We start from the raw sequence: 16,662 nt of genomic DNA, 5'->3' as shown, positions 1-16,662 counted from the left end.
GGGAAAAGCGGCTCTCTTTTTATATATGTTTGACTTTTTGTATAGTGACAGCTACAATAAATTCGTAACTGTTCAGTACCTTCACAGTCACGCGCAAAAATCCATTTAAAATTGCCTACGGCAATGGGATTTTTGCCTGCTGGTCCATGTTTTCGTACGGTCAGCGCAGTAAATGCGCAGACCTATTGAACAGTTGCTATGTTTTTAAAAATTATTTATAAGGGAGACAAACCATATGATAAGAGATGGCTTTATCCGGGTTGCCGCGTCAACGCCGGAAGTGAAGGTGGCAGATGTAGAGTACAACCGGGAACAGGTTTGTGAACAGATAGAGGAGGGGCGCAAAAAGGGCGCTTCGATGATGGTATTTCCAGAGCTGGTGCTGACGGGATATACGTGCGGTGAGCTGTTTATCCAGAAATCGCTGCTGGCGAAGGCAAAGGAAGAGCTTAGGAAGCTGATCGCCTTTACAGCTGGCGATTCAATGCTTGTATTTGTAGGACTTCCGTGGGAATACAACAATAAATTGTACAATGTGGCAGCGGCGATCCAGGATGGAAAGCTGCTCGGTCTGGTTCCGAAGAGATGGATTCCAAACTATTCTGAATTTTATGAGGGACGTTATTTCAACCCGGGCTGGGAAAAGACAATCGAGGTTTCCTGGGACGGTTATCAGGTGCCAATGGGAATGAAGCTTTTATTTTCCTGTGACAATGTGGAAAATCTCGTCGTGGGGGCGGAGATCTGCGAGGACGTCTGGGTTTTAAATCCACCGAGTATTGCACACGCGTCGGCGGGGGCAACGGTGATCGTCAATTGTTCTGCCAGCGATGAGGTGACAGGCAAGAGCGAGTACCGCAGAAGTCTGATCAGCGGTCAGTCGGCGCGACTTCTCTGTGCGTATATTTACGCCAATGCGGGCGAGGGAGAGTCTTCCCAGGATCTCGTTTTTGGCGGCCAGAATATTATCGCTGAGAATGGCAATATCCTGTCGGAGTCAGCGCGATTTGAGAATCAGACGATCTACGCAGATATCGATTTGGAACGTCTGGAATGTGAGCGCCGCCGGATGACGACCTATCAGACGGAAGGCCGTGAGGATTACCGGTTTGTAAGCTTTACGCTGGATCGGAAACCGCTTGCGCTGGAGCGCGCGATCGATCCGACCCCGTTTGTCCCACACGATGCGGGCAGCCGGAACCGCCGCTGCGAGGAGATCCTTTCGATTCAGGCGATGGGATTGAAAAAACGTCTCAAACATACCGGATGCCGCCATGCTGTCGTTGGTATTTCAGGCGGTCTGGATTCAACGCTGGCACTTTTAGTAACCGTGCGCGCCTTTGATTTGCTGGGGATTCCGCGTGAAAATATTCTGTCTGTGACGATGCCGTGCTTTGGTACGACTGACCGGACGTACCAGAATGCCTGCCAGCTCACGAAAAAGCTGGGTGCAACCTTGAAAGAAGTCGATATCCGAGAGGCAGTTACTATCCATTTCCGCGACATTGAGCAGGATCCGTCGGTTCATGATGTAACGTATGAAAATTCACAGGCACGCCAGAGGACGCTGGTTCTGATGAACCTTGCCAATAAGATCGGCGGTCTTGTCATCGGTACCGGCGATATGTCGGAGCTGGCGCTTGGCTGGGCGACCTACAACGGCGATCATATGTCGATGTACGGTGTCAACTGCTCGGTTCCGAAGATGCTGGTGCGCCATCTGGTGCGCTATTATGCAGATACCTGTGGCGAGAAAGAGCTTTCTGATATTCTGCTGGATGTACTGGATACGCCGGTCAGCCCGGAGCTTCTGCCGCCGGAGGAGGATGGAAAGATCGCACAGAAAACGGAGGATTTGGTTGGTCCTTATGAGTTGCATGATTTCTATCTCTACTATATATTAAGATTCGGCTACCGTCCGGGCAAGATTTACCGCCTGGCGCGTCAGGCATTTGACGGTGCTTATGATAAGGAAACGATCCTTAAATGGCTGAAGGTGTTCTACCGCCGTTTCTTCAACCAGCAGTTTAAGCGTTCCTGCCTGCCGGATGGTCCGAAGGTAGGTTCTGCTGCAGTATCACCGCGCGGCGACCTGCGTATGCCGAGCGATGCGTGCAGCCGCCTGTGGCTGGAGGAGCTGGAAACACTGGATGAGGATTGCGTTTACGGAGTGCCGGAGACGAACGCGGCAGGAGGCAGCCTGTGATCGCGAGCACGGGCAACGCCCGTGTCAGAGCGGTGACGGCGCTTGCAAAGAAAGCAAAAGCAAGACGGGAACAGGGCGTCTTTTTGGTGGAAGGTCCGAAGATGTTCGGGGAACTGCCGGTGGAGAGACGCCGCGAAGTCTATGTGTCGGAAAATTTTCTGCGCCAGCAGGGGGAAAGAGCAGAAAAACTGCTGGCTGGCTGCCGGTATGAGACGGTGACGGATGAGGTCATGCGCCATATGTCGGACACCCAGACACCGCAGGGTATCCTGGCGATAGCGGAACAGTTTTCCTATCAGCTCTCAGATGTGCTGAAAAATAGCCCGGACGGAAAGGCACCGGAGCTTGTGATTCTGGAGACGCTGCAGGATCCGGGTAATCTGGGAACAATCCTGCGTGCCGGAGAGGGGGCGGGTGTGACAGGCATCATTCTTGACCGTGGTTCAGCTGATATTTACAGCCCGAAGGTCATCCGTTCCACGATGGGCTCGATCTACCGGGTGCCGTTTATCTACACGGACGACCTGCATCAGACGATCGGGGAAGTAAAAAAGCAGGGAATCCGCCTCTATGCGGCACATTTAAAGGGGAAACATAACTACGAAGAAGAAAATTATACAGGTCCGTCCGGCTTCCTGATCGGAAATGAGGCAAATGGTCTGACCGAGGAGACGGCGGCGCTTGCTGACGCGTGGGTGAGGATTCCGATGGCTGGAAAGGTTGAATCCCTCAATGCAGCGGTGGCGGCTTCGGTGCTGCTGTTTGAGACGGCACGGCAGAGACGGCAGTAAATTGCATTTTTTGAAACAATGTTTTAAGCCGGATAGTTTGTGCAAATAGAGAGCAGTGAAGAAATAAATTGAACTGCAGATCGATATGTTCCATTAAGAAGTTTGTAATAAAACCGTAAGTTCAAAAACAGAGCTGATTGGTTGATAAATGTCAGAAAATATCGTATACTAGTTTTAAGATATCAGGGTCAAAAGACCTATATGGAAGGAGGGGATGACATGTCAGTATGGTGTGTCTGGCTGGCGGTGTTTGTAGTGTGTATCGGGCTGGAAGCAGCGTCGATGGCGCTGACTTCGATCTGGTTTGCTGGAGGCGCTCTGATTGCGTGTGTCCTGTCGATCGCGGGAGTGAATCTTTACATCCAGATGGCAGTGTTTGTCGTTGTTTCATTCCTTCTTTTGTATTCAACAAGACCATTGGCACTCCGGTATATCAATCAGAAGACGGTGCGGACCAATGTGGACGCGCTGGTGGGTAAAAAAGCGCGGGTAACCGCAGAGATTGATAACGACGAGGCGAGAGGGACGGCGATGGTGTCCGGTCAGGAATGGACGGCACGCTCGGCGGATGGAAGCCGGATTCCGAAGGATACGATGGTACAGATTCAGGCGGTCAGCGGCGTCAAGCTGATTGTCAGCAAATGTAAGGAGGAGTAGGAAATATGGGAGCAGTTATCAGTTTTCTTGTCATTGCAATTGTGGTACTTCTGATTTTGTCATCCTGTATCCGGATTGTGCCGCAGGCACAGGCATTAGTCGTAGAGCGTCTGGGTGCTTATCTGGAGACATGGTCGGTTGGCGTGCATTTCAAGGTGCCGTTCATTGACCGCGTGGCAAAAAGAGTCATTTTAAAAGAGCAGGTTGTAGATTTTGCACCGCAGCCGGTTATCACGAAAGATAACGTTACGATGAAGATTGATACGGTTGTATTTTTCCAGATCACGGATCCGAAGCTGTTTGCGTATGGTGTTGAGAACCCGATCATGGCGATCGAGAACCTGACGGCGACCACCCTTCGAAATATCATCGGTGATCTCGAACTTGACCAGACCTTAACCTCCCGTGAGACGATCAACACGAAGATGCGCGCTGCACTCGATGTGGCGACAGACCCGTGGGGAATCAAGGTAAACCGTGTTGAGTTGAAAAATATCATTCCTCCGGCAGCTATTCAGGATGCGATGGAGAAACAGATGAAGGCAGAGCGTGAGCGCCGTGAGTCCATTCTCCGTGCCGAAGGCGAGAAGAAATCGACGATCCTGGTAGCCGAAGGTAAGAAAGAGTCCGCGATTCTGGAAGCAGAAGCAGAGAAGGAAGCGGCGATCCTGCGTGCAGAAGCACAGAAGGAAAAGATGATCCGCGAGGCAGAAGGTGAGGCGGAAGCGATCCTCAAAGTCCAGAAAGCGGAAGCAGACGGACTTCGCTTCATCAAGGAAGCAGGCGCGGACAATGCAGTGCTACAGCTCAAGAGCCTGGAGGCATTTGCCAAAGCAGCGGACGGCAAGGCGACGAAGATCATCATCCCGTCCGAGATCCAGGGCATTGCCGGTCTGGTAAAGGGTCTGACGGAAGTTGGCACGGATGTTCAAAAGGCAGAGTAGCCGGGAGTGAGCGGCTCTAAGTTATAAAAAGAAGGTATAAGAAAAGGCTGATGGTTATGTAAAGCAGGAACCGCAGCCTTTTTCGATTTCTTTTTTGACAAGCCTGCGGACATTCGGTATAATATCCCATAGTGATATGTATACCCATATATGTTGATGAAAGGGTATATGCAAGAAGCTATGTGCTATATGAAGAATGAGGCTGTTGTTTGCGAATACGAATATAAGTAAGGAGTGGATGCGTTGAACCTGCAGGAAAAAAGAAAGAAAAGCGCGAATATCGCGTTTGCCCTGGATATGCTTCATATCGTAGTGGGTATATTGATCGTGATATTTGCGGTTCTTGCGTTTCTGAACCCGGATGAAAACCGGATTTTGTTTCCGGTAATCTTTCTTCTGGCAGCGGTACTGAATTTTGCCAATGGCTATGACCGCTATCGCCGGGGAAGGGGAAGAAAGCATCTGCGGACCGGCGGAATGATCCTGATGGCTGTGGGAGCAGGATTGTTCCTTTTATGTATTGTCAGTACACTTACAATATGGTGGGGGTAATAAAAGTGAAAACAGAAGTTTTGCGAATGTTAAAAGAAACGGATGATTACCTGTCCGGACAGGAGATCTGTGAGCGTTTAAATGTATCACGGACGGCAGTCTGGAAAGTTATCAAACAGTTGGAGGCAGAAGGATATGAGATAGAGGCGGTCCGGAACCGCGGTTACCGGCTGCGTTTCCTGGGCGATGTTCTCAGCCAGGCAGAGCTGGAGAGCAGCATCGACAGCGAGTGGGCTGGAAAAAATATTTTATATTTTGACGAGACAGATTCAACCAATACCGAGATCAAGAAAGCGGCGGAGAAAGATGCCCCGCACGGTACGCTGGCAGTCGCGGATTATCAGTCGATGGGAAAGGGACGCCGCGGAAGAAGCTGGGCGGCGCCGCATGGCGTCGGCATCTGGATGAGCCTGCTTCTGCGCCCGGAGCTTCCTCCGACCTGCGCGTCGATGCTGACGCTGGTGGCGGCTCTGGCAGTTGCCGACGGGATTCGGGAGGTTTGTGATCTGGAGGCAAAGATCAAGTGGCCGAACGATATCGTCGTCAATGGAAAGAAGGTCTGTGGTATCCTGACCGAGATGAGCACGGAATTAGAGTGTATTAATTATATCGTGACTGGTATTGGTATCAACGTTGCAAATCACGAGTTCCCGGAGGAGATTCGGGATGTGGCAACGTCTCTGTATCTGGAGACAGGAAAAGAAGTGCGCCGCAGCCAGCTTATCGCCGCGATCATGCGTGCGTATGAGGGATATTATGATAAATTCATGGAAAACCAGAACCTGAAATCCCTGATGGACGTTTATAACAGCCGTCTGGCAAACTGCGGTACACAGGTGCGTGTCCTGTCTCCGGGCAATGAGTATACTGGAATGGCGCTCGGAATTGATGAGATGGGCGAACTGCTGGTCCGCACAGAAGACGGAAAAGTGTGCAAGGTGATCTCAGGAGAGGTATCTGTCCGGGGCATTTACGGATATGTATAAAGATTTTTATGCGTCGTTGAAGCCTTTAGAGGGGGAAATACCTTATGCGGAAGAAGAGAGGCTGGCGGCATCCGGCGCTCCATTGCTCTCCTGGTACCGGAAAAACCGGCGGCTCCTTCCGTGGCGGGAGAATCCGGAACCGTATTCGGTCTGGATTTCGGAGATCATGCTGCAGCAGACACGGGTAGAGGCGGTCAAACCGTACTTTGCCCGTTTTATGGAAGCACTCCCGGACATCACCTCGCTCGCGCAGGTGGACGAAGAGCGGCTTTTGAAGCTGTGGGAGGGACTTGGGTATTATTCCAGAGCCCGGAACCTAAAAAAGGCAGCGGTCTGCCTGATGGAAGACTACGGCGGTCAGATGCCTGCGTCGCGGGATGAGATATTGAAACTTCCGGGCATCGGAAGTTATACGGCCGGGGCAGTTGCGTCGATCGCGTATGATCTGCCGGCTCCGGCGCTGGATGGAAATGTGGTGCGTGTTCTGACACGCTTGTTTGCTGACCCACAGGACAGCACGAAGCCGGCGCTTCGAAAGGAATATGAGCGGCGCTTGGAGGCGGAACTTGTGCGCCGGACGGAGGAAAGAGATTCCTATTTGTCAGCCGGTGATGATGCCGGTGAGGTTTCCACGGCATCACGGTCAGAAGAGCTATTTCATCCGGGTGAATATAATCAGGCATGGATCGAGCTGGGCGCGCTTGTCTGCATCCCGGGCGGACGTCCGCTCTGTGAGAAGTGCCCGCTGGAATCCCTTTGTCTGGCGCACCGGCGGGGAGAGGAGGAGCAATATCCGGTCAAGCCGCCGAAAAAGCCGCGCCGGATCGAGGAAAAAACGGTCTGCCTGATTGAGTGGGAGGATACGGTGGCGATCCGCAAGCGCAGCAGCAAGGGATTGTTGGCGTCCCTCTACGAATATGTCAATCTGGACGGAAAAAAGAGTGCGGCGGAGGCAGCGAAAGAACTGGGGATCGCGGAGGCGGATATCAGGGAAACCGAGGATCTGCCGGATGCAGTCCACATTTTTTCCCATGTTGAATGGCATATGTGTGGACGCAGAATCCGCTTGAAACGGGCATCCGGCTATCAGGATAAAACAGTTTTGATGGTGCGCCGGGCACAGCTGCAGGATCGCTATCCGATCCCCAATGCATTTCGCGTGTATACAAATATATTAATATGAAATACTGTTAGTGTGGGGAAACAGGAGAAATGGCGATTATGAAAAAAATGCTTTTTATCATCAATCCGAGATCTGGCAAAGAACAGATTCGAAGTCGTCTTCTTGAAATTTTAGATAGTTTTGTAAAGGCGGGCTATGGACCGTCTGTTTATATTACGCAGGGACCGAAGGACGCGGAGTATCAGGCGGCACGTGCGAAAACGAAGGAACTGGTCGTGTGCAGCGGCGGGGACGGTACGCTCAACGAGGTGGTATCGGGGCTGATGACGATCACCCCGGAAAAGCGCCCGGAGTTAGGATATATCCCGTCGGGTTCCACGAATGATTTCGCATCCAGTCTGGGACTTCCGAAAAATATGCGGAAAGCGGCGCAGACAGCTGCGCTGGGAAAACCATTTCTGGTGGATGTCGGTGTATTCGGCAAAAACCGGTATTTCGTCTATGTGGCGGCGTTCGGAGCATTTACGGAGGTATCCTATTCGACCCCGCAGGAGACGAAAAATATTTTGGGGCATCAGGCATATATGCTGGAAGCCATCAAACGCCTGACAGGGCTTAAATCCTACCGGATGCGCCTTACGTGGGAACATCTGGGGGAGCAGAGAGAATTGGAAGAGGAATTTATTCTGGGAATGGTGACCAATACGACCTCGATCGGAGGTTTTAAAGGACTGGTTGGTATGGACGTGGCGCTGGATGACGGGGAGTTTGAGGTGCTTCTGGTCCGGAAACCGCGCACGCCGCTTGACATTGCAAGTATTGCTGCTTATCTGATTCAGAGAGAGGGCGAAAATGAATGCGTATTCAAGTTCCGCACCTCGAAACTGACGGTACAGTCGGAGGAGCTGGTGGACTGGTCGCTGGACGGTGAGTTTGGTGGAAGTCAGACAGAGGTCGTGATTGAAAATAAACCAAGAGAGATTGCGATCCGGGTGCCTGAAGTTACGGTTCGCGGGTAGGCACTTTTGTAACCGAAAGTGCCGTAAGAAAACGTGGTGGCAGCAGGAATTTGCCGTATTTAAATGCGAAGCCACGGCAAATTGCGTTGCTGGGCACGTATGCGTGAACAGTAACTGCCTAAATAGAAATAGATCGAAAAATTTCGAAAATTGTTGAAAAATAGAATTTAATCGTATATAATGTACTTTCGGGATATTGCAGGGAAAGGTGCAGGAAAATAAGAGCACACAAACAATCGAGGGACAATATCACGTTAGATATAAAGAAACTTCTAAGCGAAATAAATCGAAAGGACGTTAATTCGTGGAGAAAGAAAATTTTTTAGGTAAGTTAAGGAAACTGGTAGAGTTAGCAAAGTCCAAGCAGAACGCGCTGGACGTGACAGAGATCAATAACTTTTTTATGGGCGATAATCTGCAGACAGAGCAGATGGAGCAGATTTACAATTATCTGGAGCAGAATAATATTGATGTCATTCCGGAGGTGATCGATGATTCGATCCTCAAGGAAAATGATTCGATGCTCGATGATGATGTGGATGATGAATTCCTCAAGAACGAGGAAGAGGATATCGATCTGGATGCGATCGATCTATTAGAGGGAATCGGCACGGAAGATCCGGTCCGCATGTACCTGAAAGAGATCGGTACTGTTCCGCTTCTGAGCGCGGAGGAGGAGATCCGCCTTGCAAAGCGCAAAGCAGAGGGGGATGTGAATGCAAAAGAGCGCCTGATTGAGGCAAACCTGCGCCTGGTTGTCAGCATTGCAAAGCGCTATACAGGACGCGGCATGAGCTTCCTGGATCTGGTTCAGGAAGGCAATCTGGGTCTTATTAAGGGCGTTGAGAAGTTTGATTATACAAAGGGTTATAAGTTAAGTACATATGCGACCTGGTGGATTCGTCAGTCTGTTACAAGGGCTCTGGCGGATCAGGCGAGAACTATCCGTGTCCCGGTGCATATGGTAGAGACGATCAACAAGATGTCCAAGATGCAGCGTAAGCTGACGCTGGAACTGGGCTATGAGCCGTCGGTGGCAGAGCTTTCCGAGGCGCTTGGCATGTCCGAGGATAAGGTCATGGAGATCATGCAGATCGCACGTGAGCCAGCTTCCCTGGAAACCCCGATCGGTGAGGAAGACGATTCCAATCTGGGTGATTTCGTAGCGGACGGTAACGTGGTAACGCCGGAAGGGAATGTAGAATCTGTTATGCTGCGTGAGCATATCGATGCATTGCTTGGAGACCTGAAGGAGAGAGAGCGTCAGGTTATTATTCTCCGGTTTGGTCTGGAGGACGGACATCCGAGAACCCTGGAAGAGGTCGGAAAAGCATTCAACGTAACGAGAGAGCGTATCCGCCAGATCGAGGCAAAAGCACTTCGTAAATTAAGAAATCCGGTCCGGAGCAAACGGATTCGCGATTTCCTGTAAGAGTTGTATCATTTTGATAAAAAGGGGAATTTGTTTGGAATTTCCTGAAAGGTTTAATAAAAAGATAAAGCAGTTTGTACCCGTCCGTGGGTACAGGCTGCTTTTTCAAGTTTTGAAGAATATGAATTATTGTGCATATCTTCATATGACGTCTAAGGATGGAAATGATGTTTGTCAGGAAAGAAGCGTTTCGGATAGAAGTATCGTGTGCTGGATGGAAAATGCACGGACAGATGGGAATTTATAGAAAGAGGAGAGAAAAATGTCGGAACCAATGAAAAATCCGCCAGCCAGAAAGACACAGACGGCGAAACGAAATTATCAGAAAGAAATGGAAAAAGTGCTGGATGCAGCAGTCCGGGACGGCAGAGTTCCGACTTTATTTCTCCACAGCTGTTGTGCGCCGTGCAGCAGCTACGTGCTGGAATATCTGTCGCAGTATTTTTCGATTACGGTGTTCTACTACAATCCGAATATTTCACCGAAAGAGGAATATGAGGCGCGCACGGAGGAGGTACAGCGGCTGATCCGGGAGCTTCCAGCGGTGCATCCGATCCGGTTTGTAGAAGGAAAATACGACCCGGAATGCTACTATGAGGCAGTCCGGGGGCATGAGAAGGATCCGGAGGGCGGCGAGCGCTGCGGTATTTGTTTTGAGATGCGCCTACGGGAAGCGGCGAAGCTGGCAGCCGAGGGCGGCTATGACTGGTTCACGACGACCCTCACGATCAGTCCGCTCAAAAATGCCGGGCGCCTCAATACGATCGGGCAGGCGATGGGAGAAGAGTATCATGTGGCATTTCTGCCGTCGGATTTCAAGAAAAAAGAGGGATATAAGCGCTCGATCGAGCTGTCGGCGCAGTATCATCTATACCGGCAGAATTACTGCGGATGCGTGTTCTCGAAGCGGGAGCGTGAAGAGCAGATGCAGAAGGAGAGGCAGGAAACATCGTGATTTGCGGGGCGATATGTTTGGTTGAAGATGAGTTTGTATGGATGATTGCCTGTAGCTGTGAAAGTATGAAACGGCTGTGAGGGGAAAAAAGTGGTACTGTTCACAGGTAGGCACTTTTGGAACCGAAAGTGCCGTAAGAAAACGTGGTGGCAGCAGGAATTTGCCGTATTTAAATGCGAAGCCACGGCAAATTCCGTTACTGAGCACGTATGCGTGAACAGTAACAAAAAAGTTATAAGAAAAGATGGAAACAGAAAGGAAGAAACGCAATGTACCGCTTATGTATATTTGATTTGGATGGAACTCTTTTAAATACGGTTTATGCGCTGACTTATGTGACAAATTTAACATTGGATGCATTCGGACTGCGCCATGTTACACCGGAGGAAACGAAACGGATCGTGGGAAATGGATACCGGATGCAGATGAAGCGCGCGCTGGTGCTGGCGGGGGATGAGAAGCTGGTTCATTATGAAGCGTCGCTTCCGATTTATATGGAGAATTTCTCTAAATACTGCCTGAAAGACGTAGAGCCATATGACGGTATCCGGGAACTGCTGGCGTCGTTAAAAGAGATGGGTGTACATGTGGCTGTCCTTTCGAACAAGCCGCATGAGCAGGCAATTGTGAATATTGAGACATTCTTTGGGAAAGGATATTTTGATGTGGTGCGCGGCGAGCAGGCGGGAACGCCGAAAAAACCGGCTCCAGACGGGGCGTTCGCCATTTGCCGGGAACTGGGTATAAAACAGGAAGAGTGTCTGTATCTGGGCGATACGAATACAGATATGGAAACTGGGCTGAATGCCGGAATGGACACGGTCGGCGTGCTCTGGGGCTTCCGTGACCGGGAAGAGCTGGAAGGTTGCCATCCGCAGTATATTGTGGCACATCCGTCGGAAGTAGCGGAGATTGTGAAGAAAAAGAATGAGTCACATGGAAGAATGGAGTAGTGTCTGTGTTTGTTCATAGCTTTGAAAAGAGAAACAGTTGTGAAAGAAAATGATATTTGAAAGAGTAATTCGAAATGTTTATTGAAAAACATTTACTGAAATAGAAGAAGTTAAGGGTAAAAAAGAAATATGGTAAAACACAAGAATGAATTTAAATGTAAATGGATATCATGGATGCTTGCTTTTTTGATTGCCTTTTCCTGTGTTCTTACAGCGTGTACGCCACGGCGGGGAACTGCATCGTCTGATTCATCGTCGAATCCGTTAAAAGGGGCAGATGCGTCTGGTGATACGCGCTTAAACGTTGTGACGACGCTATTTCCGTATTACGATTTTCTCCGGCAGATTGCCGGGGATTCGATCCGGCTGACGATGGTCGTTCCGGCGGGCATGGACAGCCATTCGTTCGAGCCGACGCCGGCGGACATGATCACGATCCAGAATGCAGATCTGTTAGTCTGCAACGGCGGTACGATGGAACAGTGGCTTTCGCAGGTGCTTGATTCCTTCGGGGAAGGCACCGGACCGAAGCGCGTCGTGACGATGATGGATTGCGTGGATGTAGTGCAGGAGGAGATCGTCGAGGGCATGGAAGAGGGAGAGGCGCACGATCATGGACATATGCATGTTCATGCGGATGGAACAGTTCATGCGGGTGATCACGATCATGAGTCGGAAGATCATGCTCACAGTGAAGAAGAACATGAGCCAGAGGACCATGTTTACAGTGAAGAAGAACACGACACAGAAGAGCATATTCACAGCGAGGATGAGCATGATATGGAAGATGTGGCGGTTCATGATGAAGATCACGCTCAAGAGTATCTGGATGAGGACGATGGTCACGGCGTCGAGATTGAATATGACGAGCACATCTGGACATCCCCGGTCAATGCGAAAAAGCTGGCCGGCGTGCTGGCGGAGGTGCTGGCACAGGAAGATCCGGCGCACGCGGCTTCCTATGCGGAAAACTGCGCGTCCTATCAGGATAAATTGACGGAATTGGATGCAGAATTCAGAGAAGTTGTCTCCCATGCCAAGCGCCGTCTCGTCGTTTTCGGTGATAAATTTCCACTCCGGTACTTTTTCGATGAGTATGGGCTGGAATACAGGGCGGCATTTTCAGGATGCAGTACGGATACGGAGCCGAGTGCCAAGACCATCGCCTACCTGATCGATAAGGTGCGGGAGGAACAGATATCAGCCGTCTATTACCTGGAGCTTTCCAGCCCGCGCGTGGCGGAGATCATCGGGGAAGAGACGGGCGCGGAACCACTGTTGTTCCACTCCTGCCACAATGTGACGAGACACCAGTTTGATTCGGGCGTTACCTATCTGGAATTGATGGAGCAGAACGTAAAGAACTTGAAAAAGGGATTGTCATAAAAAGAATAGATGATTATGGGAAAAAGTCTTTAGCCATGGTGAATGTTTATGACAATAGAAGAGTAGAGCAGTAGTGAAAGGAATTATAGATGGGATTACTCTTAAAATGTGAGCATGTAGGTTTTGGTTATGAAAACCAGGATGCGGTGCTGGATGTGAACCTGGAGGTAAATGAGGGCGATTACATCTGCATTGTCGGGGAAAATGGTTCGGGAAAAAGTACCCTGATGAAGGGCATTCTGGGACTTTTAAAACCGACTTCGGGCAGGATTGAATATTCAGAAGAATTAAAAAAAGCCGGTATTGGTTACCTGCCGCAGCAGACCGACGCGCAGAAGGACTTTCCAGCGACTGTGTTTGAGGTGGTTATCTCCGGGTGCCTGGGAAAACGCGGCAGCCGCCCGTTTTATTCGATGAAAGAAAAGAAAGAGGCGCGGGCAAATCTGGATCGTCTGGGAATCCGCGATCTGGAAAAAAGCTGTTTCAGAGAGCTTTCCGGCGGTCAGAAACAGCGTGTTCTGATCGCGCGGGCGCTCTGTGCGACGGATAAGCTGCTAATTCTCGATGAGCCGATCACGGGACTCGATCCGTCGGCGATTCTGGACTTTTACCAGCTGATCCGGAAACTGAATCAGGAAGAAAAGGTTGCAATCCTGATGGTTTCCCATGATATGGCAAATATTGTGCATCAGGGAGGAAAAATTTTGCAGATGCGGCAGAAGCCGCTGTTCTGGGGTACGATGAAAGAATATGTGAAGAGTGAGATTGCTCATTCTTTCCTGGGACGGGAAGAGCTGGCAACTCTGGGGCACAGATGCGGAGTGCCGATGCAGAAGGATGGAATCAGGAAGATGCAGAAGCCGGAAATGGGTTCGGAAACTGATTCTGAAACGAAACAGCATTTGAAAGACAGGAATGCGGAGAAGGAGGTGTAGAAGATGGGAATTATATCTGAAATGTTATCATACCCGTTTATGGTGCGGGCGCTGATCGGCGGTCTTTTAGTCTCTCTCTGCGCCTCTCTGCTGGGTGTCAGCCTGGTGCTGAAACGCTACTCAATGATTGGAGACGGTTTATCCCATGTTTCGTTCGGATCCCTTTCGATCGCATTGGCGGCAGGCTGGTCGCCTTTAAAGGTTTCGATTCCGGTGGTCGTGCTGGCGGCATTTTTCCTGCTGCGGATCACGGAACATGGAAAAGTAAAGAGTGACGCTGCGATTGCGATGATCTCGGCCAGTGCGCTTGCAATCGGTATTATCGTAACTTCCCTGACAACCGGTATGACGACCGATGTCAGCAGCTATATGTTTGGAAGTATTCTCGCGATGAGCCGGGAAGATGTCCAGTTTGCGGCGGTGCTTTCCATGGTGGTGCTTGGATTATATCTTTTTTGCTATAACAAAGTATTTGCGGTTACCTTTGATGAGAGCTTTGCCAAGGCGACCGGCGTCAATGTGTCGCTCTATAACGTGCTGATAGCGGTTCTGACCGCGATCACGATCGTGATTGGAATGCGGATGATGGGCGCGATGCTGATCTCCAGTCTGATTATTTTCCCGGCTCTGACCTCCATGCGGGTGTTCAAGAGCTTCCGGGGCGTGGTCGTCGCATCGGGGATTCTGTCGCTGATCTGTTTCTTTGGAGGAATGGTGATGTCCTACACGTACTCAACACCGGCGGGCGCGAGCGTTGTTGTGGTGGATCTGGCGGCGTTTCTGCTCTTTTCGCTGATACAGAGAGGGATAGCTGCTACTGCCCGCAAATAGGATGTTTTTTGTAGAACATACACATTCTGTATGCTCATGTTTCTGTTCACGGGTAGGCACTTTTGGAACCGAAAGTGCCGTAAGAAAACGTGGTGGCAGCAGGAATTTGCCGGGGAGTGGTTGACAAATAAAATGGCTTGCGGTTATAATAATATCCGGTTGCCGGAATGGGCAGATCGCCAGCAAAAGCTTGCAGAGTTGCTGGTCGGCGATAGAAAACGAAAATCGAATAGCTTGTCTAAGCGTTAAAGAGACTATAGGGTTTGTACTGTTTCTGAGATAAACAGTAAAGTCCGTAGTCTCTTTTTTATTTGATAAGAAATGCTTTGCGGAAGAAACCCAGGTGTTTTTTCTGCGAAGAATGTGTCAGAAACGCTCATGAAAAGTGGAAAATAAAAAAGGGAATGGAGATGGAAAAATGGATCAGACTTACATGAAAGAAAAACCAGTTGTCCCGCTGCTGCTTTCGATGGGAATCCCGGTCATCATATCGATGATCGCCGGGGCACTCTACAATATCGTGGACAGCATTTTCGTGGCAATGATCAGTGAGGACGCGATGACGGCGGTTTCGCTTGTCTATCCGATCCAGAACCTCGCGCATGCAGCCGGGGTTGGGTTTGGCGTTGGTATCAATGCGATGGTGGCGAGACGCCTTGGCGAAGGAAAAACACGGATGGCGAACCAGACAGCATCGCAGGGAGTATTTTTAAGTGCCTTACATGGAATGATTTTAACGATTTTAGGAATGGCGGTGATTCCGTATTTCCTGCGGATGTTTACGAGCGATGAGGTAACGATTTCCTACGGACTGACGTATTTTTGCAATGTGTTTCTGTTTTCAACGATTGACACGATGGGAATGGCATATGAAAAGGTCTACCAGTCGGTTGGAAAGATGAAAATATCGATGGCAGCCGTCTTGATTGGATGCGGCGTCAATATCGTGCTGGACCCGATCTTTATCTTTGGATTAGGCCCCATGCCGGAACTGGGAATCTGCGGTGCGGCGTGGGCGACAGGAATCGGGCAGACGGCGTCGCTGCTGTTTTATTTGATTTTAAACCATGTGAAACCGTTAAATGTGGAGATTTCGCTGCGGGAAATGCGTCCGTCGAAGGAGATCTGCGGCGGTATGTATTCAGTCGGAATCGCGGCAACACTCAATATGGCGCTGACATCCCTGCTTCTGACGGCGCTCAATGCGATTCTGGCACCATTTTCGCAGGTATATATTCTGGTGCTGGGTGTTTACTACAAGCTGCAGGCACTGCTTTATCAGGGAGCCAGCGGCGTGGTGCAGGGAATGCGCCCGCTGATCGGTTACAATTACGGTGCAGGCGAGCAGGAGAGGGTGAAAAAGATCTTCCGCGCGGCCCTTATGATTGTTGGCATTATCATGACAGCGGGAACCCTGCTTGGCGAGCTGGTGCCGGATTTCCTGATGGGGCTGTTTACGCAGACGCCTTCGACGGTGGAGATCGGCAGAACGGCGCTCCGGATCATCAGCCTGGGCTTTGTCATGTCAACGGTTTCCGTCATTGCTTCCGGCGCGTTTGAGGGACTTGGAATGGGACTTAAATCTCTGAAAATTTCCCTGATGCGCTATGCCGTGATTATCATTCCGATCGCATTTGTGCTCAGCCGGATCATCGGTCCTACCGGTGTCTGGCACGCGTTCTGGCTGGCAGAGCTTATCACGGCAGTGTATGCTGGGGCGAGCTGGAAGCGGACGATTACTGTGTCTTTATAGGGCGTTTTTGGTCTCAAAAAGGCTGCATATATGTGAGGCTAAAAACGTTACTGTTCACACGCGCCCAGTAACGGGATTTTGCCGATGCTTGACTTTACTAGGTATTTGTGTAAAATAATAAGTGGCTGATCGGAACTTC

At 50.3% G+C, this 16,662-nt stretch carries 15 protein-coding genes; all 15 read left to right on the top strand.

Going from position 1 to position 16,662, the window contains the following annotated elements:
* The first annotated feature begins 238 nt into the window (after window positions 1–238).
* The 15 genes from C7U56_RS03605 to C7U56_RS03530 all read left to right on the top strand — a co-directional run bounded on the left by C7U56_RS03605 (window position 239) and on the right by C7U56_RS03530 (window position 16,523).
* The gene (locus C7U56_RS03605; RefSeq protein WP_181357180.1) at window positions 239–2,206 is read left to right on the top strand and encodes an NAD(+) synthase; all 1,968 of its coding nucleotides are present in this window, start codon (window positions 239–241) and stop codon (window positions 2,204–2,206) included.
* Window positions 2,203–2,997, top strand: a complete 795-nt coding sequence (locus C7U56_RS03600; RefSeq protein WP_107000165.1) for a TrmH family RNA methyltransferase — start codon at window positions 2,203–2,205, stop codon at window positions 2,995–2,997. Before C7U56_RS03605 ends, C7U56_RS03600 begins: the two co-directional genes overlap by 4 nt.
* Window positions 2,998–3,216: 219 nt before the next feature.
* The gene (locus C7U56_RS03595) at window positions 3,217–3,654 is read left to right on the top strand and encodes an NfeD family protein (protein ID WP_107000164.1); all 438 of its coding nucleotides are present in this window, start codon (window positions 3,217–3,219) and stop codon (window positions 3,652–3,654) included.
* A gap of 5 nt (window positions 3,655–3,659) precedes the next feature.
* On the top strand, window positions 3,660–4,598 hold the full coding sequence (locus C7U56_RS03590; protein WP_022359803.1) for an SPFH domain-containing protein: 939 nt from the start codon (window positions 3,660–3,662) through the stop codon (window positions 4,596–4,598).
* Between the two features lie 243 nt (window positions 4,599–4,841).
* Window positions 4,842–5,150 (top strand): DUF6637 family protein, encoded by a 309-nt coding sequence (locus C7U56_RS03585; RefSeq protein WP_022359804.1) that lies wholly within the window; start codon window positions 4,842–4,844, stop codon window positions 5,148–5,150.
* 26 nt (window positions 5,151–5,176) lie between these two features.
* Window positions 5,177–6,136, top strand: coding sequence for a biotin--[acetyl-CoA-carboxylase] ligase (locus C7U56_RS03580; protein ID WP_338108841.1), 960 nt, complete (start codon window positions 5,177–5,179; stop codon window positions 6,134–6,136).
* A complete protein-coding gene (locus tag C7U56_RS03575) occupies window positions 6,129–7,319 on the top strand; it encodes an A/G-specific adenine glycosylase (RefSeq protein ID WP_107000162.1) in 1,191 nt (396 codons plus the stop codon). Before C7U56_RS03580 ends, C7U56_RS03575 begins: the two co-directional genes overlap by 8 nt.
* A gap of 38 nt (window positions 7,320–7,357) precedes the next feature.
* A complete protein-coding gene (locus tag C7U56_RS03570; RefSeq protein WP_107000161.1) occupies window positions 7,358–8,278 on the top strand; it encodes a diacylglycerol/lipid kinase family protein in 921 nt (306 codons plus the stop codon).
* Between the two features lie 304 nt (window positions 8,279–8,582).
* Window positions 8,583–9,710 (top strand): RNA polymerase sigma factor RpoD, encoded by a 1,128-nt coding sequence (gene rpoD / locus C7U56_RS03565; RefSeq protein ID WP_022359808.1) that lies wholly within the window; start codon window positions 8,583–8,585, stop codon window positions 9,708–9,710.
* Between the two features lie 262 nt (window positions 9,711–9,972).
* The gene (locus C7U56_RS03560) at window positions 9,973–10,665 is read left to right on the top strand and encodes an epoxyqueuosine reductase QueH (protein ID WP_022359809.1); all 693 of its coding nucleotides are present in this window, start codon (window positions 9,973–9,975) and stop codon (window positions 10,663–10,665) included.
* Window positions 10,666–10,934: 269 nt separating this feature from the next.
* Window positions 10,935–11,618, top strand: a complete 684-nt coding sequence (locus C7U56_RS03555) for an HAD family hydrolase (RefSeq protein WP_107000160.1) — start codon at window positions 10,935–10,937, stop codon at window positions 11,616–11,618.
* 174 nt (window positions 11,619–11,792) lie between these two features.
* Complete coding sequence (locus tag C7U56_RS03550) at window positions 11,793–13,004, top strand: metal ABC transporter substrate-binding protein (protein ID WP_233430169.1); 1,212 nt, start codon at window positions 11,793–11,795, stop codon at window positions 13,002–13,004.
* Window positions 13,005–13,093: 89 nt separating this feature from the next.
* Complete coding sequence (locus tag C7U56_RS03545; RefSeq protein ID WP_107000158.1) at window positions 13,094–13,939, top strand: metal ABC transporter ATP-binding protein; 846 nt, start codon at window positions 13,094–13,096, stop codon at window positions 13,937–13,939.
* Between the two features lie 3 nt (window positions 13,940–13,942).
* Entirely contained in the window at window positions 13,943–14,770 is an 828-nt protein-coding gene (locus tag C7U56_RS03540; RefSeq protein ID WP_107000157.1) for a metal ABC transporter permease, read from the top strand.
* Between the two features lie 418 nt (window positions 14,771–15,188).
* Entirely contained in the window at window positions 15,189–16,523 is a 1,335-nt protein-coding gene (locus C7U56_RS03530) for an MATE family efflux transporter (RefSeq protein ID WP_107000155.1), read from the top strand.
* Window positions 16,524–16,662: the final 139 nt, after the last annotated feature.

The sequence above is a fragment of the Clostridium fessum genome, from assembly GCF_003024715.1.
Lineage (GTDB): Bacteria > Bacillota > Clostridia > Lachnospirales > Lachnospiraceae > Otoolea > Otoolea fessa.
This window is presented reverse-complemented; position numbering and strand designations above follow the sequence as displayed.

Bases quoted from the DNA above. Each gene is read 5' to 3' on its own strand.
- C7U56_RS03595 (WP_107000164.1), top strand. From the start codon at position 3,217: ATGTCAGTATGGTGTGTCTGGCTGGCGGTGTTTGTAGTGTGTATCGGG.
- C7U56_RS03590 (WP_022359803.1), top strand. From the start codon at position 3,660: ATGGGAGCAGTTATCAGTTTTCTTGTCATTGCAATTGTGGTACTTCTG.
- C7U56_RS03580 (WP_338108841.1), top strand. From the start codon at position 5,177: ATGTTAAAAGAAACGGATGATTACCTGTCCGGACAGGAGATCTGTGAG.
- C7U56_RS03575 (WP_107000162.1), top strand. From the start codon at position 6,129: ATGTATAAAGATTTTTATGCGTCGTTGAAGCCTTTAGAGGGGGAAATA.
- C7U56_RS03570 (WP_107000161.1), top strand. From the start codon at position 7,358: ATGAAAAAAATGCTTTTTATCATCAATCCGAGATCTGGCAAAGAACAG.
- C7U56_RS03560 (WP_022359809.1), top strand. From the start codon at position 9,973: ATGTCGGAACCAATGAAAAATCCGCCAGCCAGAAAGACACAGACGGCG.
- C7U56_RS03555 (WP_107000160.1), top strand. From the start codon at position 10,935: ATGTACCGCTTATGTATATTTGATTTGGATGGAACTCTTTTAAATACG.
- C7U56_RS03550 (WP_233430169.1), top strand. From the start codon at position 11,793: ATGCTTGCTTTTTTGATTGCCTTTTCCTGTGTTCTTACAGCGTGTACG.
- C7U56_RS03545 (WP_107000158.1), top strand. From the start codon at position 13,094: ATGGGATTACTCTTAAAATGTGAGCATGTAGGTTTTGGTTATGAAAAC.
- C7U56_RS03540 (WP_107000157.1), top strand. From the start codon at position 13,943: ATGGGAATTATATCTGAAATGTTATCATACCCGTTTATGGTGCGGGCG.
- C7U56_RS03530 (WP_107000155.1), top strand. From the start codon at position 15,189: ATGGATCAGACTTACATGAAAGAAAAACCAGTTGTCCCGCTGCTGCTT.